This window comes from Aquimarina rhodophyticola (assembly GCF_042434915.1).
Classification (GTDB): Bacteria; Bacteroidota; Bacteroidia; order Flavobacteriales; family Flavobacteriaceae; genus Aquimarina.
The window spans coordinates 1,520,043-1,539,408 of record NZ_CP170198.1 but is presented as its reverse complement, the minus strand read 5'-3'; the positions used below and the strand labels follow the sequence as shown (position 1 = coordinate 1,539,408).

The 19,366-nt window shown below is 33.6% G+C and carries 15 protein-coding genes; 4 read left to right on the top strand and 11 right to left on the bottom strand.

Translation table 11 applies throughout. The annotated features are described in order from the left end of the window. The first annotated feature begins 492 nt into the window (after positions 1-492). Positions 493-1,110 carry a hypothetical protein gene (locus ACE939_RS06780; RefSeq protein WP_378188132.1) on the top strand — a complete coding sequence of 206 codons (618 nt, stop codon included), beginning with the start codon at positions 493-495 and terminating at the stop codon, positions 1,108-1,110. A 13-nt stretch (positions 1,111-1,123) separates the two neighbouring features. Here the strand turns inward: ACE939_RS06780 and ACE939_RS06775 are convergent, their stop codons facing one another. The 5 genes from ACE939_RS06775 to aroB form a co-directional block, all read right to left on the bottom strand. Beyond that, a complete protein-coding gene (locus ACE939_RS06775) occupies positions 1,124-3,538 on the bottom strand; it encodes a thiamine pyrophosphate-dependent enzyme (protein ID WP_378188130.1) in 2,415 nt (804 codons plus the stop codon). A 191-nt stretch (positions 3,539-3,729) separates the two neighbouring features. Further along, positions 3,730-6,504, bottom strand: a complete 2,775-nt coding sequence (locus ACE939_RS06770; RefSeq protein WP_378188129.1) for a metalloprotease — start codon at positions 6,502-6,504, stop codon at positions 3,730-3,732. A gap of 195 nt (positions 6,505-6,699) precedes the next feature. Beyond that, a complete protein-coding gene (locus tag ACE939_RS06765) occupies positions 6,700-7,389 on the bottom strand; it encodes a TIGR00730 family Rossman fold protein (RefSeq protein ID WP_378188127.1) in 690 nt (229 codons plus the stop codon). A gap of 46 nt (positions 7,390-7,435) precedes the next feature. Further along, complete coding sequence (uvrA, locus tag ACE939_RS06760) at positions 7,436-10,276, bottom strand: excinuclease ABC subunit UvrA (RefSeq protein WP_378188126.1); 2,841 nt, start codon at positions 10,274-10,276, stop codon at positions 7,436-7,438. A 114-nt stretch (positions 10,277-10,390) separates the two neighbouring features. Then, positions 10,391-11,464 carry a 3-dehydroquinate synthase gene (aroB, locus tag ACE939_RS06755; protein ID WP_378188125.1) on the bottom strand — a complete coding sequence of 358 codons (1,074 nt, stop codon included), beginning with the start codon at positions 11,462-11,464 and terminating at the stop codon, positions 10,391-10,393. Positions 11,465-11,629: 165 nt separating this feature from the next. On the opposite strand from aroB, the gene ACE939_RS06750 reads away from it, so the two are divergent. Together ACE939_RS06750 and ACE939_RS06745 are read left to right on the top strand one after the other, a co-directional pair. Beyond that, positions 11,630-12,796 (top strand): proline dehydrogenase family protein, encoded by a 1,167-nt coding sequence (locus tag ACE939_RS06750; protein WP_378188423.1) that lies wholly within the window; start codon positions 11,630-11,632, stop codon positions 12,794-12,796. A gap of 264 nt (positions 12,797-13,060) precedes the next feature. Next, positions 13,061-13,372 carry a pentapeptide repeat-containing protein gene (locus tag ACE939_RS06745; RefSeq protein WP_378188421.1) on the top strand — a complete coding sequence of 104 codons (312 nt, stop codon included), beginning with the start codon at positions 13,061-13,063 and terminating at the stop codon, positions 13,370-13,372. A gap of 2 nt (positions 13,373-13,374) precedes the next feature. Here the strand turns inward: ACE939_RS06745 and ACE939_RS06740 are convergent, their stop codons facing one another. The 6 genes from ACE939_RS06740 to ACE939_RS06715 all read right to left on the bottom strand — a co-directional run bounded on the left by ACE939_RS06740 (position 13,375) and on the right by ACE939_RS06715 (position 18,003). Beyond that, positions 13,375-13,743 carry a hypothetical protein gene (locus tag ACE939_RS06740; protein WP_378188122.1) on the bottom strand — a complete coding sequence of 123 codons (369 nt, stop codon included), beginning with the start codon at positions 13,741-13,743 and terminating at the stop codon, positions 13,375-13,377. An 88-nt stretch (positions 13,744-13,831) separates the two neighbouring features. After that, positions 13,832-15,031: an alanine dehydrogenase gene (locus ACE939_RS06735; RefSeq protein WP_378188121.1), complete on the bottom strand. Its 1,200-nt coding sequence runs from the start codon at positions 15,029-15,031 to the stop codon at positions 13,832-13,834. A gap of 107 nt (positions 15,032-15,138) precedes the next feature. Continuing rightward, complete coding sequence (locus ACE939_RS06730; protein ID WP_378188120.1) at positions 15,139-15,624, bottom strand: hypothetical protein; 486 nt, start codon at positions 15,622-15,624, stop codon at positions 15,139-15,141. Then, positions 15,587-15,757: a hypothetical protein gene (locus ACE939_RS06725; RefSeq protein WP_378188119.1), complete on the bottom strand. Its 171-nt coding sequence runs from the start codon at positions 15,755-15,757 to the stop codon at positions 15,587-15,589. The genes ACE939_RS06730 and ACE939_RS06725 overlap by 38 nt, the downstream gene beginning before the upstream one ends. Before the next feature lie 264 nt (positions 15,758-16,021). Further along, positions 16,022-16,429, bottom strand: a complete 408-nt coding sequence (tsaE, locus tag ACE939_RS06720; RefSeq protein WP_378188118.1) for a tRNA (adenosine(37)-N6)-threonylcarbamoyltransferase complex ATPase subunit type 1 TsaE — start codon at positions 16,427-16,429, stop codon at positions 16,022-16,024. A 23-nt stretch (positions 16,430-16,452) separates the two neighbouring features. Next, complete coding sequence (locus ACE939_RS06715; protein ID WP_378188117.1) at positions 16,453-18,003, bottom strand: PglZ domain-containing protein; 1,551 nt, start codon at positions 18,001-18,003, stop codon at positions 16,453-16,455. Positions 18,004-18,128: 125 nt separating this feature from the next. On the opposite strand from ACE939_RS06715, the gene ACE939_RS06710 reads away from it, so the two are divergent. Next, entirely contained in the window at positions 18,129-19,358 is a 1,230-nt protein-coding gene (locus tag ACE939_RS06710) for an HD domain-containing protein (protein ID WP_378188116.1), read from the top strand. Positions 19,359-19,366: the final 8 nt, after the last annotated feature.

The following is a 19,366-nucleotide window of genomic DNA, read 5'->3' as shown; positions in this document are numbered from 1 at the left end:
TAAATTGAGCTAGTTTGGCTAAAAACACGTTTAAAAGTTAAAAAATAACGTTTTAAAGTGTTAATTAGTATTAATTAGCAATTAATACATAGTTTTTGAAGGATTTTTCTTAGATTTACACTATATTGTTTTTTACGAGAAATTTGTTTGTAATTGTAATATAAAATTGAAATGTTAGATGACTAATTTCTTATATCCTTTTTAAGGAAATAGGGTAGAGATAAAATCGATTTATTTTTTACATGTTAAACTACTAAATATTTTATATAAGCTAGGTTTTCTGTATTCGTATTCAATTGCATAGGATTGTTTAGTTTGTGATATACAGCTAAGTTGAAAATTAGTTATAAACAAAGAATTCGTCATCAAAGCAATGTTAGATAGTAAGAATGTTGATCTTTCATAGAGATTTTAACTTCATATTATAAATCTGTTGTATTAAAATAAAAGTATGATATAAAATTAGACGTTAACCAAATCCCCTATATTCTTATGCCTATAATTAAAGAAGAAGACTTGCTCTCTCTTCACGAACAAATTGAGCAAGCAGAGAAAAAGCAAAAAGATCTAGAAAGACTTCTAGATTACAAAACATCGACAATTAAACAAACTTGTGTTTCCAAAAAAAAATGGAAAATCGCGAGCTCCACATTTTTATTAACTACATTACTTGCAGTAGGTTCTTACTTATATACAAACTTTATAACTACCCAAACTAATTTTGTGTCTAAGGATTCGGCAGTTAGGATTATTGACTCTATCAAAGTCGAAAGTATTGATAACTCATCGCTACATCATAATGTAAACCTTAAAAACTCTGAATACGAAGCTGATCTATATGAAAGTAGAGAGCTTATGAACAAAGGTGTTGTTTATTCAGTGCAAATTGCGGCATTTTTACCAGAAAGTCATCCAGAATTTTCTTCAGATCATATCAACGGTCTTAGTTATCAAGATTCCCAATTTAATAAATTAAGCTTAGGTATATTTCCTAATTTAAAAGCAGCACAGGATTTTAGAAAAATATTAATCGCCTCTGGTTTTAGTAAGAAGATATTTGTTATTTCTTACCAAAACGGAGAACGATTAGCTATTGAAAATTATAATTAATTTAAGCTTTTAGTTATCTTAATTTTGGAAATTTTGCTGGTTTAGCCTCGTGCATGATAGCATATACTTTTTCAAAAATATCATCGGCAGAAGGTTTGCTAAAATAATCTCCATCAGTTCCAAAAGCAGGTCTGTGTGGCTGTGCACTCAATGTTTGTGGTTTGCTATCTAGATGTCTGTAAACATTTTGATCATCTATAAGTTTATGAAGAATATATCCAGATGCTCCACCTGGAACATCTTCGTCGATGATAAGAAGACGATTAGTTTTGGCTACGCTTTTTACAATATCATGATGTATGTCAAATGGCAATAATGATTGTATATCGATAATCTCTGCGTTGATCCCTGTAGTTAATAACTCTTTGGCTGCTTGTTCTACAAGTCGTAATGTTGATCCGTAAGATACCAATGTAATATCAACACCTTCTTTGATAGTCTCAACAACTCCCACAGGAGTTCTAATTTCGGATAAATTTGCAGGCATTTTTTCTTTTAAACGATACCCATTAAGACATTCTACAACAATAGCAGGTTCATCACTTTCTAAGAGTGTATTGTAAAACCCTGCGGCTTTGGTCATGTTACGTGGCACCAAAAGATGAATTCCTCTTAGTAAGTGAATAAGTCCTCCCATTTGTGATCCAGAGTGCCAAATTCCTTCAAGGCGATGTCCTCGTGTTCTTACAATTAGTGGTGCTTTTTGAGTGCCAAACGTACGGTAGCGTAGAGTGGCTAGATCATCACTTAAGCCTTGTATACAATATAGAATATAATCCAAATATTGTATTTCGGCAATGGGTCGTAAACCTCTCATGGCCATTCCAATTCCTTGACCAAGTATAGTTGCTTCTCGTATTCCCGCATCCGAAACTCGAGTTTCTCCAAATTTATCTTGAAGCCCTTCGAGCCCTTGATTCACATCCCCAATTTTACCGCTATCTTCACCAAATATTAAGGCTTGAGGAAATGTATCAAAAATTATGTCAAAGTTATCCCTAAGAATTAAGCGTGCATCAACTTCTTTTGAGTCAGCGTCGTATATGGGAACAACTTCTTTAATTTGCGTAACACCAGTTTGATTCTCGTTAAAGAGATGTTTGCTATATCTAGGTTGTATTTTTTTAATATAATCTGTAATCCAACTTTGCAAAGTTCCTTTTTCGACAAAGTCTTCTTTGGTAAGATAACGAAGTGTTTTACGAGTAGCTTCTAATATATCTTTACGTATAGGTTCGTCTTTTTGGGCCAGTCCATTTATTAAAGGAGCTATAAAATTTTTGTTTTCACTTTTTGCCTCGACAGATTTTAGGATTTTCAGAGCTTCTTGTTGCTCTTCGACAATTTCAGACAAATATTCTTTCCAAGCACTTGTTTTACTTTGGCGTACAATTTTTTTTGCTTCTTTGTCAATAGCAATTAATTCTTCAGCAGAGGCTACATTGTGATCAATAATCCATTCTTTGAATTTTTTGATACAGTCATGTTCTCGCTCCCAAGCTAATCGTTCTTCATCCTTATAACGCTCGTGCGATCCAGATGTAGAATGACCTTGAGGTTGTGTTAATTCTTTAACGTGAATCAAAACAGGTATGTGCTTTTCTCTGGCTAATTTTTCGGCAGTTTCATAAGCATCAATCAAAGAAGGATAGTCCCAACCTTTTACTTTTATAATTTCATAACCATCATGGTTTTCATCTCTTTTAAAACCTTCAAGTAATAAAGATATATTTTCTTTGGTAGTTTGATGTTTTGCATGGACAGAAATACCATATTCATCATCCCAAACGCTAATTACCATGGGTACTTGTAGAACACCTCCAGCATTTATAGTTTCCCAAAATAGACCTTCACTTGTACTAGCATTTCCTATAGTTCCCCAAGCAACCTCATTACCATCGATGGAAAAGTCTGTTTGGTCATGAAGTCCCTTTTCACTTCGGTATACTTTTGAGGCTTGTGCTAATCCAAGGAGTCTTGGCATTTGACCTGCAGTTGGTGAAATATCCGAACTGGAATTTTTTTGTGCGGTTAGTTTTTTCCATGACCCGTCTTCGTTAAGACTATGTGTGGAGAAATGGCCTCCCATCTGTCTTCCTGCAGAAAAAGGTTCTCTATTTATATCGGTATGTGCATATAATCCTGAAAAAAATTGTTCTGGAGATAACGCATCAATAGCCATCATAAAAGTTTGATCTCGGTAATACCCTGATCTAAAATCTCCATTTTTGAAGACTTTTGCCATTGCCAGTTGTGGAAGTTCCTTACCATCTCCAAAAATTCCAAATTTTGATTTACCAGTCAATACTTCTCTGCGCCCAAGAAGACTACATTCTCTACTTAATAAAGCGGTTTTGTAATCGTTAAGTATTTGATTTCTATATTCTTCAAATGAAATAGTTGACGTAGATAGTGTTTCAGACTGCATGTGAACGAGTTTTGGATATTTGCAAATGTAGCTAAAATTAGAAGTTTGTGCAATAGCAAAATTCTTAATTTTTTTGTGAAATCTTTATGGATATAGGGTTTTTATTGAAATATAAACTTTTAAATAGTTTATTTTGAAGTTTTGTTAACAAATCTTCAAAGATTTCACAAATCATACTTCGTAAGTTTAACCTAATACCATTCTCTAGTGAATAATTTTATTAATGTTTGCGGACTCAACGTGACAATAAATCGTATTTTTTCGCCATAGTTGGGTTGTGAAATCTCCCACCCATTATTGGATACTACGGGAAAAAATAATTCGAAATAGTCTGCAACCAAGCTGAGCCTTATACCCGCATCATATACAAATTGTGAAGAGTTTAATTTACTTTTTACAAATCCGAGATCTCCGTATACAAAAATCCAGTTCCATACATTGGTGTCGGCATTAAGAGTTGTCATCCATTGATTAGCAAATTGATATTCTAATTTAGATTTAAAGCCACCTTCAGCCAATATAATTTGCTGGCTAACCAATCCAGTTTCTTCACTTCTACCCAAATAGCTATAATCAAAAAGATAATCTGTAGGTCGATCTAAGGCAAAGCTGAAAAAGTTTCCATCCTTTTTGGTTTCGTTAAACAAGAAAATACCAGCAAATAATCTAAAATTAATCTGACGATTATTTAAAAACATTTTTCTATAGTTAAATGTTCCAGAAATTTTACTGAAATTCTTTGACAATTGGTAATCTACAGAATAATTAGTAAGGTGTAATAAGTTTGGATTTGAGAAAGTATACCGCGCATTAAAAACACTGTAATTAGGAGTTACTACAGGGTTTTCTTCATCTAGCTCTCGGTACACATTTACACTTCTAAATGTTAAACGTTGTATCTCATTGGATCGTCTGTTTTTGGTTCTGTAATAAAAACTCATAGATGGCGAGATCCTGTAGTAAAGTAGATCTTGTGCGTAACTAAATACATTACCGCTTAGACCGTAGCGTATTAGATACAATCCATCATCGGCCACATTGTTACTATATGAAAATCCAGCAGAACCGAGTAAAGTCTTGGATTCCGTTCCAAAAGTTGGAGTTATTTTGTAATTAAAAGGTTTACGAATAAACGTTTTATTATAAAATTTTGAACCAAAGGTAAGGCCATCATACACATTAAAATCAAATTCTGGCATAAAAAAAAGTTGATTATACTTTGGGTCTTCAAAATCTTGTAATAATCTAAACTGAATTGGCTTGTTTAGTATCCATTTTAAGTTTTTATAGTTATTGCGTCGGTTATTTTCGGGTATATTTTGATCATAATCTAATACTAATTTGCTAATTTTTTCATTACTTATTGTAACTTTCTTTTTGCCCTTAATATTGCCAACCCAAGTTTTGGAAACAAAATCTTTACCTCTCAACGCAACGAGTGAGACAGGCATACCGCTATTAGTTTTGTCTGCTATCGTTACAATTAGTGAATCTTCTTTTTTCCTAACGGATTTAATTTTAAAATCTAATTTGGTGTTTGTAGCTATATAATTGTCAAAAAACCAATCTACGTCTTTTTTTGAATTTCGCTTTAGAATCTCTTTGAATGCCAAAGGAGTGGTGGGTTGTAATTTGTTTTCGGTATAAAATTCTCGAATACTGTTTGCAATAATATTATCGTCTTCCAGATAATCTTCAAGATATTTTAAACCAACACCTGCTTTGTATGCGTTTGCAATGTTTTTATTGAATTTAATGAGACTATCTTGAGGAGTCGTTAAGGATTGATCAAGAAAAAGACGAGTCATATTTTTATAACCCATAAAATACTGATCATTAAAATCTAAATCTGCGGCATGAAACCAGCGCAATCCAATAACCTTACTCAAATTACCAATTAATTTCATTTCGGGATAATACTGCTCGGTATACTCCATCATAAGATAAATATGTAAAGCATCTTTTATCCATGCATCATGTCTAGGGTCAATAATAAGGGTACGTTCTAAGTAATCTTCGGTTATGGTTTTAAGCTGCTTGATCTCATATTGAAAACCATCGGGAAAGGGACGTAGTATATCTGGTAGTTGATTTAAGCCATAAACAGGATTACTTTTATAATCACTCTCAGAAACTACAACTTTTTCAAAAGGATATGTACCTAATTTATTATTTAGAAAAGAAAATATTTTGTGGATGGCAACAGATTTCATTTCTGGCATCAAATCGTTGTCTTCGATATTACTTATAAACTCAATGTTATCAGTCGTAAAGGAGTAGAAGGAGTTCTTTGTTTCAATAAATAAATGCACCTTATTTCTATTTTCACCAGTCAATCGAACTGTTTTTTGCAATGCATTCTTGGTGAGTACACTAGTTATTTCATTAAGAGATGTTGTTAGGTTATAGGTTTGCGGAAGGGTAAAATCAATTGAATAGTCAAGTAAAGGAGTATATAGATCATCTAGATCTTTATTGTTATAAACTTGCCAACCAGAGGTATACATTGCGGGTACAATATGCCAATATCGTAGACTGAAATTTCCGTTGTCGTGATAACCAAAGCGCGTAAATTTATCACTCGGAATTTTAATAGTATAGGTAAAAGTTATAGAGTAGGCCGCACCTGGAACTATAGGTGAGCTGGGAGTCACCGAGAGGATATCGGCACTTTCTTGATATCTTTCCCAGTTTAGAGATTCATTTTTCGAATTTAGAACACTTTTGATAGTGGTACTACCTCTTTCTTCATCCTTTGCATAGTAAAATCGCCTTAAATAGTCTTCAGAAAATCGCTTACCTAAAGCAGTTGTTTTGCTTGAAAAGCTGTTTGCCCAGTCGTGAAATAGTAGTTGAGACAAGGTGTCATTGGACGTATTATGATAATTAATTTCTTGAGTTATCAAAAGAGTTTTTTGATCTACATCCAATACAACATCCATGTTGATTTGATGTTGGCTCTTCATTTGATAAGCGTAGGCAATTAGAAGTATACAAAAAATGAATTTTGAGTTTTTCAATGTTTTTAAAATTTACTATGTATCTACATTTACAAAGTATTGAATCTTAGTATAAATATATAGTCCGGGTTAAAAGAGTTTTTTTACAAAGAGAAAAGCAACCATACAATAGTTGTTTTTCTCTTTAAATTGATATATAGTTTAAAAATTAGGGCTCAAATTGTATTCTCCATAAAATTTATTAAGAATATCAAGAACCTCTTCTGGTGTGTCTACTATATGAATCAGGTCAAGATCTCCAGGACTTATGTTGGTAAAGCGTTCTAAAAGAGTGTTTTGAATCCAATCCATCAAGCCTCCCCAAAATTCTGTACTTACTAATATGATTGGGAACTTTGCTATTTTTTTTGTTTGTATCAAGGTAATTGCTTCAAATAATTCGTCCAGAGTTCCAAAGCCACCTGGCATAACCACAAATCCTTGTGAGTATTTTACAAACATTACCTTACGTACAAAGAAATAGTCAAAATCAAGACTTTTATCGCTGTCGATATATGGGTTGTCATGTTGCTCAAATGGGAGATCAATATTAAGTCCTACAGAGGTTCCGCCGCCTAAGTGTGCACCTTTATTACCTGCTTCCATAATACCTGGACCTCCACCCGTAATTACGCCATAACCGTGGTCTACGATTTTTTTGGCGACATCAACTGCTAGCTTATAATATTTGTCATCTGTTTTTGTTCTTGCAGAACCAAAAATGGAAACACACGGGCCTATTTTGCTCATTTTCTCAAAGCCGCTCACAAACTCTCCCATGATCTTAAAAATAGCCCATGAATCATTTGTTTTAATTTCGTTCCATCCTTTATGACGTTGTTCTTTTCTCATATGTTATGCTCTAGTTGTTAGATTAGTTGGTTGAATTTTTCTTGGGTTATTGAGTTTCAAATTCTTTTTTGAGAAATTTGGCTGTATAACTTTTTTTATCTTTTATTACTTGTTCTGGTGTTCCCTTTGCTACAACTTCACCACCATTCTTGCCTCCTTCATACCCGATATCTATTATATAATCGGCAGTCTTGACTACATCAAGATTGTGTTCTATGATAAGTACCGTATTACCTTTGTCCACGAGCTTATTAAGAACCTCCATAAGCAAACGTATATCTTCAAAATGTAATCCTGTGGTAGGCTCATCGAGAATATAAAAGGTATTACCCGTATCTCGTTTTGAAAGTTCTGAAGCTAATTTAATTCGCTGTGCTTCTCCACCAGATAACGTAGTTGATTGCTGGCCCAAGGTAATGTATCCTAGCCCAACATTTTGTATAGTTTTAACTTTTCTAAAAATCTTTGGAATATGCTCAAAAAATTGACATGCTTCATCAATTGTCATTTCTAAAACATCGGCAATCGATTTGCCCTTATATCGTATTTCTAAAGTTTCTCTATTAAAGCGTTTACCTTGGCACGTTTCACACTCTACATAGACATCTGGCAAAAAATTCATTTCAATGACTCTCAAACCACCGCCTTTGCATGTTTCGCATCTTCCACCAGTTACGTTAAAACTAAAGCGTCCAGGTTTGTATCCACGTATCATGGCTTCTGGAGTCTTGGCGAATAAGTTGCGAATTTCTGAAAACACACCAGTATAGGTTGCAGGGTTAGAGCGAGGGGTTCTCCCAATTGGGGATTGATTGATATCAATAACTTTATCCAAATTTTTTAACCCTGTGATACTTTTATAGGGCATTGGTTTTTTTACCCCATTAAAATAGTATGCATTGAGGATAGGGTAGAGGGTCTCGTTAATTAATGTAGATTTGCCACTACCCGAGACTCCAGTAATTGCTATCATTTTACCTAAAGGTATTTCAATAGTTACATTTTTTAAGTTGTTACCAGTGGCTCCTTTTAAAACAATTTTCTTACCGTTTCCTTTTCTTCTTTTTTGCGGAATTTCGATTTTTCGTTTTCCACTTAAATAATCTGCAGTTAGTGTGTCATGAGTAAGTAATTCTCTGGGAGTACCTTCACTTATGATTTCGCCGCCATATTTACCAGCTCTGGGACCAATATCAATTACATGATCCGCACGTTCTATCATATCCTTATCGTGCTCAACAACAATAACCGAATTACCAATATCCCTTAATTGTATAAGCGAATTAATTAATTTCTCATTATCTCGTTGATGTAAACCAATACTTGGTTCATCCAGTATATACAAAACACCTACAAGCTGTGAACCAATCTGCGTAGCGAGTCGTATGCGTTGCGCTTCACCACCAGATAAAGATTTACTGCTTCTGTTTAGCGATAAATACGTTAATCCTACATCGATTAAAAATTGTAATCGTGCGTTGATCTCTTTAAGAACCTCCTCGGCAATAGCAGCTTGTTTTTTACTAAGATATTTGGGAAGAGCAGCAAACCAACCCGCTAATTCTATAATATCCATATTGGCTAGTTGCGCAATATTTTTTTCATTTACTTTAAAGTACAATGATTCTTTGCGCAAGCGGGTACCTTCACATTGCGGACATGTGATGTTGTCCATATATTCTTTGGCCCATCGTTTTAAAGAGGTAGAATCATTGGCATTATACGTATTTTCAATAAAAGTAGCGACTCCTTCAAAATTAATTTTGAAAGCTCTTGAAACACCCAAACTAGAACTGTCAACTGTAAAAGATTCTTTGCCACCATGTAGTATCATGTGTAAAGCATCTGAGGGAATATTTTCAATAGGATCGGATAATTTAAAGTCATATCGTTTAGCAATTAAATCTAACTGCTTAAAGATCCAGTTGTTTTTTTGAGGTCCATGTGGGCTAAGGCCTCCACTTTTGATGGATTTTGTACTATCAGGAATGATTTTTTTGATATTAACCTCATATAAACTACCAATACCATTACATTTTGGACATGCTCCCTTTGGTGAATTAAATGAAAAATTATTAGGCTCGGGATTTGGATATGATATACCCGAGGTTGGACACATTAGACTTCGACTAAAATAGCGTGTATCTTCAGAGTTTTCTTCGATAACCATTAAAATATCATCTCCATGATACATTGCTGTATTAATAGTCTCCATCAAGCGTTTAGAATTGTCTTGACTATTTGATATTTTGAGGCGATCAATTACAATTTCTATATCATGTACTTTATAACGATCGAGTTTTAATCCTTTAGTTATATCAACAATCTTACCATCTGTTCTAACTTTTACAAAACCTTGCTTGGCAATTTGTTCAAAAAGCTCGCGATAATGACCTTTACGGGATCTAATTACAGGAGCTAAAATATTTATTTTCTTACCTTCAAAATCTTTTAAAATCAAATCTCTAATTTGTGCATCACTATAACTAACCATCTTTTGACCTGTATTATAGCTGTAAGCATCACTAGCTCTAGAAAAGAGTAATCTTAAAAAATCATATATTTCAGTAATAGTTCCAACAGTACTTCGTGGACTTTTACTAGTTGTTTTTTGTTCAATAGCAATAACTGGAGAGAGACCGTCAATTTTATCGACATCGGGCCGCTCCAAACCACCTAAAAATTGTCTCGCGTAGGCCGAAAATGTTTCAATATAGCGTCTTTGTCCTTCGGCATAAATAGTATCAAATGCTAGAGAGGATTTACCAGATCCAGATAGACCCGTAATTACTACTAATTTTTCTCGAGGTATGGATACATCAATGTTTTTGAGATTATGAACGCGCGCACCAAGTACTTCTATATTATCTTCTTCTGAAACCACCATAAATTTTAAACCAAGATTGCAAATGTAGGTATTTGTTACGTTATTGTAAAATAGCCGTTGTTTGTGTTGTGTTAAAGCGGTGTTATATTTGTAAGCTTATAGAAAAATCTACTTCTATGTTAGACGAGCATAATATTTAAAAGCTTCTTTGAGCAATACATTATCGACTTCACAATTATAAACTGCTTTTCCTATAGCTTCTAAAAGTACAAAATAGACCGTGTCGTTTTCATTTTTTTTGTCGTGAATTAGTAACGAAAGAATGGTATCATGATCAGCAGTATCGATATCCACTTTGGGAAAAGTTTCTCCAATGGTTTTTGCAATTTGATTAAGCTCTAGTATAGATAATGATGTACATTTTGTAGATATAAACGCCTCGAGTATCATTCCTATCGCAATGGCTTCACCATGCAGGAGTGTTTCTCTTTGGGGATGTGTTAGATAGAAGGACTCAATAGCATGGCCCAATGTATGACCAAAGTTAAGATACTTACGCACATTTTTTTCTGTAGGGTCTTGTGTAACTATTTTATTTTTAATGGTCACTGATTCATAGATCAAAGTATCTAGATCATTTGAGGTTAGTCTAGATAAATCAGAAAGTTGTAGCCAATATTTTTTATCGCAGATAAGTCCGTGTTTTAACATTTCTGCAAGACCGCTACGCATTTGATTGGTGGGGAGAGTTTGCAAATAAGAACTATCAACTATAACCATTACAGATTCGCTAATAACCCCGATCATATTTTTCAAATTACCCAAATCTACACCAGTTTTGCCTCCTACCGAGGCATCGACCATGGCGAGTAGGGTAGTAGGTATATTAATATAAGGTATCCCCCTTTTAAAAGTACAAGCGACAAAACCACCCAAATCGGTTACAACGCCTCCACCTAGATTGATAAGTAGGCTTTTGCGATCAGCTCCCAACTCAGACAAAGCGCTCCAAACACCATTACATGTTTCGATTGTTTTATGAACTTCGCCATCTTCAATCTCTATAACTTCAATTTGTAAATGAGTATCTAATAGCTGCAAAAAAATGGGTAAGCAATGCTCCTGAGTATTCGTATCAACAAGAATAAAAATTTTTGAAGGTGGAGAATCCTGTAAATATTGATGGATCGCATCGTATCCCGAAGTATTGAAATAGACTACAGAATCTTTGGAAACTATGGGTGTCATAAAGGGAATAATTTATATGACGAAATTAAGCAGAAATTATAATATTTATTTTGTTTTAGAATATATTTGCACGAATTGTAATAACCATTTCTAAAAAGTGTTTTAATTTGGTTATTGATAAAAAAATACTATTTATTTTAAGAATTTTCTATTTTAATGAAGAATATTACTACACTTTTTGAGAATACCAAAGTTGCTTTTGCATTAAAAAGTGATTCAGAGCTTGAGCGTGCTTACTTTTTATTTAAAATGATCGCCAATGAACCCTTAGTACGTATTGGTACCGCGGTAACAAATTTTGCGCTTAAAGCACATTTACCTGTAAAAGGGCTAATAAGAGCAACAGTTTTTGATCATTTTTGTGGAGGAATTAATGAGGAAGATTGTATTGATACTATTGATAAAATGTATGACAAAGGTGTTTGCTCTGTATTGGATTATTCTGTAGAAGGAAAGGAAGAAGAAAAACATTTTGACGCTACCGTGCATAAAATTCTTGATATCATTGACTTTGCCAAAGAGAAAACCTCGGTTCCTTTTGCAGTTTTCAAGCCATCTGGTTTCGGAAGGTTTCTACTTTGGCAAAAAAAGACCGAAGGTGTAGCGCTTACAGATGAAGAAACTATGGAATGGGAACGTATAGTTGCCCGTTTTGAAAAAGTATGTCAAAAAGCTTATGACTATGATATAGCTCTTTTAATTGATGGAGAAGAAAGCTGGATGCAGGGTGCAGCAGATGAGTTAGTTGGTAATTTAATGCGAAAATTTAATAAAGAAAAAGCTATTGTTTATAATACTTTGCAGTTGTATAGACACGATCGATTTGAGTATTTATTAAAGCTACATGAAGAATCAAAAGCCTATGGATTTAAAATAGGAATGAAAATAGTTCGTGGTGCATATATGGAAAAAGAAATAGAGCGGGCTCAAGAAAAAGGGTATCCGTCTCCGATTTGCGAGAGCAAAGAAGCTACTGATACTAACTTTAACCTTGCATTACAATATATATTAGAACATAATAAGGATATTTCAGTGTTTATAGGTACTCACAACGAAAAAAGTAGCTACTTGGCTCTTAACCTTATGAAGGAATTAGGTATAGAAAAAAACGATCCAAACGTTTGGCTTGGACAACTTTATGGAATGAGTGATCATATTAGTTTTAATCTAGCGAATGAAGGATATAATGTAGCAAAATATCTGCCTTTTGGTCCCGTGAGGGATGTAATGCCTTATTTAATTCGAAGGGCAGAGGAGAATACATCGGTAGCAGGGCAGACAAGTAGAGAGCTCAATTTATTATCGCAAGAAAGAAAGAGAAGAAAATTGTAATATCACAGACTTTTGGTTATAGATGAACTAATTGAAAACAAAGATTTTTCTAATTCAACATTAGATAGTAAAGAGTGTGATTCATGTATTTTCAAGAATTGTAACTTTACCGTGACTGATTGTACGGGGGGTGTTATTTTTATCCTGTGCGTTTGATACTTGCCATTTAACCTCAGTAAAACTCACACAAACATCTTTTCAGGAAGCCATATTTAAAGAGTGTAAAATGCTAGGGTTTGCTTTTGAGGTATGTGATACTTTTTTATTCTCAGCAATTTTTTTAACTGTCGACTAGATTATGCTAATTTTACCTCATGTACTATTAGAACTTCAACATTTATTAATTGTAGTTTAAAAGAAAGCCTTTTTACAGCAACCGATGTGTCCGATGTTGTTTTTGAGAACTGTAACTTGCAAGACGCGATTTTTGAAAATACCGTAGCAAAAAATACAGATTTTAGAACTGCTATTAATTATAAAATAGATCCAGAGCATAATGTGTTAACCGGGGCAAAATTCACCACAAAAGGTTTGCAAGGGTTACTAGGTAAATATAAGTTGGATATCGAAGATTGAATTTATTTGGATATGGATTGGATGGTAGCAATACTGTCACAATTTTTAATATTTACTAAGACTTGATGTTTCCCTACTTCACCTATAATATTGTAAATATTGCATGAATCAAGTTTAGTGATACTTGTGCTAAAATCGACATCCCCATCGGTTAAAATATTTGATATATCTGCAGAATCGATTTGCATTGATTTCATTTGGTTAAGCGCTTCGCTTGAATAGGCTCGATCTTTAATTCGTATGTTTTTAAGTACTCGAGCGTTTGGGCTATAATCGCATGATGTGCGTTTACCTCCAAGAAAAAAAGCTAATAGAATTAAACCAATAGTAAAGCCTCCTAAGTAATATCCTATACGATGAACTAATCTCATTTTATCAAAAATAAATTAGGGTCAAAAGTAGGGAAAGTTTTTAAGCTGTTAAAGAATAAATACGCGGATCTTATAATCTGTTAGATGCTTATAAAATCAATAAGTTAATGTCTCTGTACGATAAGTCAAACCATTCGGCAACTGGTTTACTTGTTAGTATACCATGATAAAAATACAAACCATTTTTTAATCCTCGATCGAACCTTACAGCGTTTTCTATACCGCCAGCTTCTCCAATTTCTAGCAAATAAGGTGTAAAAATATTACTAATTGATAATGAAGATGTCTTAGCGTAGCGCGAAGGAATGTTGGGTACGCAATAATGAGTTACACCATGTTTTTCAAATGTAGGGTGATCATGTGAAGTCACTTCACTAGTTTCAAAACAGCCACCCATATCAATACTTACATCAATAACAACAGCACCTGTTTTCATTCGTTCTACCATCGCTTCAGAAACAATAATGGGAGAGCGATTTTTACCACGTACTGCACCAATTACTACATCACAACGACGTAGAGCTTTCATTAAATTCTTGGGTTGTATGGTAGAGGTGTATATAGGTCGCCCGATATGAGTTTGAATGCATCGCAACTTGGTAATCGAATTGTCAAATACTTTTACATTGGCGCCTAAACCAATAGCCGAACGTGCTGCAAACTCACCTACGGTACCCGCTCCAATGATAACGACTTCTACTGGCGGGACACCGCTAATGTTTCCCATCATTAATCCACTTCCTTTTATGGCGCTACTCATTAATTCGGAAGCGATTAATACTGCAGCAGTCCCGGCGATTTCACTAAGAGCTCGTACCGCTGGGTATGCTCCATCAGCGTCTCTTATAAATTCAAATCCAATCGCAGTAATTCTTTTTTTTGCTAATTCTTGAAAGTAGTCCTTACATTGAGTTTTGAGTTGCAGTGCAGAAATTAAAACGGTTTGAGGATTAAAATGTTTAAGTTCTTCTGATGATGGTGGTTCAACTTTCAATACAATCGGACACCCAAAAACTTTACTTTTATCATTTGTAATTTCGGCACCCGCTTCGCTATATTCCTTATCTGTAAAACTAGCGTTTAATCCAGCATTGGCTTCAATCAATACACGATGTCCATGTGCAGTTAAGGCAGCAACAGCATCGGGTGTTAGGCAGACTCTTTTTTCTTGATAGTGAGTTTCTTTTGGGATTCCGATAAATAGTTTACCCTGTTTTCGCGCTATCTCGATCATTTCTTCTTGTGGAATCAATTGTTCTCGAGTAAAAGGGGATGTCGGTCTGCTCATTTGTGTGATCTTGTGTACTCCAAATTAAGAATAAAAATGGAAATAAAGCAAATATCCTCGTAGAGATTATTGAGAATTAAAAATTGTTTGACATTACCTCGAATAGATTATCTAAACTTATTCCACCAGCGCTTTTTATTATTTGTAGAGAAGGAATCCATTTCACTAATATCAATATTGTGAATTTTATCAAATATTTTGATTCTTATTGTATAGAGTAATGCTAAAACGATAATTATAAATGGTGCGATGTAATATATCTCGACCTCATCAATACGCTGTAAATCATCTCTAATAACAGAGATTAATTGTAAAATATACATGCTTAGAGGAACCGATATGACTAGATACCACCAATGTCTACAGGTTAAGAACCAGATAAGCAATAAAAAAATAGGTATTAGTTTACCCATAATCATCCATCCAAAAACACTTACGTTTTGATAATAAGGACTCGTATAGGTAAACCAATATGTTTCCCAAACAATTCCATCTGGTAAACTTTGATATAGATAGAAAAGATAGGGTGTAAACGAAATTAGTAAGATTATTATACTACCCGTTAGTAGGTATCTTGATTTTACTTTTTTCAATAGCTTGGACTTCTCGTTGCTGTGTGAAATCATTTTGTGATGGGTTGGGGTTATCAGTGCGATCTCCTACTACATAAAGCGTGTAACTACTTGCAACAAAAAATAAACTAAAAATAATGGTAACAATATTCATTTGTATAGGTTTTAAAAAAATTATTTCCCAAATTTATAAGAAACCTATCTGTAAAATCTACTCATATTTTTAGTACCTTTGCGCCCATTTTAAAAGCCCTATTTTAGAGTTTTTAAACGTACATTCGGATACATAATTCTGTTAAAACTATTTATTTTATCGCTAAAAAAACGAGTTGTTAAAACATCCAAATATAATTTTTTTATAGCGTAGGAAAAAGAATATAAAAGTTAAAGTTTAACCGGTCTGTTTTTTAACTTTTTGTTAACATAATGTAAGTGCTCTGTCTCCGTTGTTTTTTAATTTTATTGTAATTTCATGGTAATTTTCAGGTAAAAAAGGTTTAATTTTTTCGGGCCATTCAATAAATATAAAGGCATCTTCGTATAGATAATCATCTAATCCAGATGATATAATTTCTGCTTCAGACGCAAGCCGATATAAATCAAAATGATATACTTTACAGTTTGATCCATGATATTCATTTACCAAGGAATAAGTAGGGCTCGAAATTCCATCTTCTACCCCTAGTTTTATGCACAATTCTTTTATTAAAGTTGTTTTCCCTACGCCCATTGGGGCGTTGAGTAAGAAGAGTTTAGTCGTTGCAGATTTTAAGATCTGTTGGGCTACTATATCGATGGTAGCCAGTGTATATTCAAGGGTTAACATATAGGTGTGAGTTATGCTACAAATTATCTTGGATTGAGTACTATAAATGGTATTATCATTTCTTCGAGCGATACACCTCCATGTTGATAAGTGTTTCTATAATACCCAACATAGTGATTATAATTATTGGGATACGCAAAAAAGTAGTCACCCTTTGCAAAAATAAATGAGCTACTCATATTAATGGTTGGTAACTGTATTTTTTTTGGATCGGTTGCTGCAAGTACCTCTTTGTCTTCATAAGTTAAACTTTTACCTGTTTTATATCGAAGATTGAGACTTGTATTTTTATCACCAATTACCTTAGATGGATTTTTTACGTTAATAGTACCGTGATCAGTGGTAATTAAAAGTTTGAAACCAAGTTGTTGTGCTTGCTGGATCATTTCTAGTAGTGGTGAGTTCTTAAACCAACTCTGTGTCAATGATCTATAGGATTTGTCATTAGAAGCTAATTCTTTTATAACTTCAAGTTCGGTTTTACTATGGGATAGCATATCTACAAAGTTGTACACAACTACCGTAAGATCATTATTTTTCAAACCTTTGAAATTATTTGCTAAAGTCTTGCCTGATTTCTCGTTAGTAATTTTGTAATATTCGTGTTTGAACGAAAGACCTAGTTTTTTAAGTTGGTGCTCTAGAAATTCATTTTCATACATGTTTTTTCCTCCATCATCGGTATCATTAAGCCATAGATCTGGATGTTTTTTTTCCATCTCGGCAGGCATCATACCCGAAAAAATTGCATTTCTCGCATATTGAGTAGCGGTAGGTAAAATGCTAAAGTACGAGCTTTCCTGTTCTTTTTTATAGTAATTGTTAACTATTGGCTCAAAAGATTTCCACTGGTCAAATCGCAAATTATCAATAACAATAAGGAGGGTAGGTTGATCCTTACTTAACTCGGGCACTACTTTTTCTTTAAAGAGTGTGTGTGACATTATAGGAGCTTGCTCGGTTTGTTGAAACCATGCTTCATAATTTTTATCAATGAATTTGCAAAACTGTGAATTAGCTTCTGTTTTCTGTGATTCTAAAATCTCAAACATTCCACTATCTTCAATATTTTCTAACTGAAGCTCCCAATACAGCAATCTTTGATATAATTCTACCCATCCTTCATAACTATTTACCATCGCCATATCCATCGCAATTTTCCTAAACTCTTGTTGGTAATTGGAGGTAGTTTTTTCTGAGATCAAACGGGAGTGGTCCAAATTCTTTTTTAAACTCAAAAGTATTTGATTTGGGTTCACAGGCTTGATTAAGTAATCGGCAATTTTACTTCCGATTGCCTCTTCCATAATATATTCTTCCTCACTTTTAGTGATCATTACTACAGGGAGACTATCATTTTTTTCTTTAATTTCAGCCAATGTTTCAATGCCAGAAAGACCAGGCATGTTTTCGTCTAAAAAAACAATGTCAAATTGATGATCTTCGAGAGTTTCGAGTGCCTCGGTACCACTTTGACATTTGGTAACCTCGTAGTTCTTTTTCTCAAGAAAAAGAATGTGTGGTTTTAATAAATCAATTTCGTCATCTACCCAAAGTATCTTGATTGTATTCATTGTGTGTTTTTTAAAGTTCAAATATCGCAAACTCTTCTGTTAAATATTCTAAAATACAAACATGATCTGAATCTATTTTCTAAGTAGCTAATCAGTATATTTGTCATCCACAAAAGATATGGAATTTGAAGAAGAGAAATAAGCTTAAAATATTAAACGATCCAATTTACGGTTTTATTACCCTCCCAAATGAACTAATTTTTGATTTAATAGAGCATAAATTTTTTCAAAGATTGCGTAGAATATCGCAAATGGGATTATCGTATCTTGTGTATCCAGGTGCTCATCATACAAGATTGCACCATGCACTTGGTTGTATGTATTTGATGCAAAAAGCAGTGAGAGTGCTTCGTTTTAAAGGAGTTGAGATTACAAAAGAAGAAGAGCAGGCACTTTATATTGCAATACTTTTGCATGATATAGGACATGGACCTTTCTCTCATGCTATGGAACATAGTATTGTGAACGGAGTGAGTCATGAGACCATTTCACTTAAGTTTATGGAAGAAATGAATAGCGAATTTAACGGGAGTTTAACGTTGGCTATTAAAATTTTTAAAGGCGAATACCATCGTAATTTTCTGCATCAGTTAATTTCTAGTCAACTGGATATGGATCGTTTGGACTACTTAAAGAGAGATAGTTTTTACACAGGAGTATCTGAGGGAAATATTAATAGCGAACGCATCATAACAATGCTCTCTGTAGTAAGAGATGAACTCGTGGTCGAGGAGAAAGGAATTTACTCGGTAGAAAAGTTTCTTTTATCCAGAAGATTAATGTATTGGCAAGTCTATTTGCATAAAACCAGTCTAGTTGCAGAAAATCTATTAATTAGAGTGCTCAAAAGAGCAAAAGAGCTAGTAGAGGAAGGGCATACCTTATCATCCAGTAATGCACTTAATTTTTTTCTCCAAAATAAAATAAGAGAGAATGATTTTACTCATGAAGTATTACATTTATTTGCTAAACTTGATGATTATGATATTGTAGCAGCAATGAAAGAATGGTCTACATGCAATGATTTTGTTTTAGCCAAGTTATCATCAATGTTATTAAACCGAGACTTATTAAAAATAAAAATAAAGAAAAAACCGTTTAAAGCAGAGAAAATAGAGAAACTGATTAGTGAAATTGAGCTAACATATGGAATATCAAATAAAGAAGCACACTATTTCGTGTTTACTGGAAAAATTTCAAATCAAGCCTACAATCAAAATAAAGAGAACATTAATATTTTATTAAAAACAGGTAAAATTGTTGATATAGTGAAGGCTACAGATCAATTTAATTTAAAGGCACTGTCAAAACCTGTGAACAAATATTTTATATGTTATCCAAAAGGTCAGAATTAACACATTTT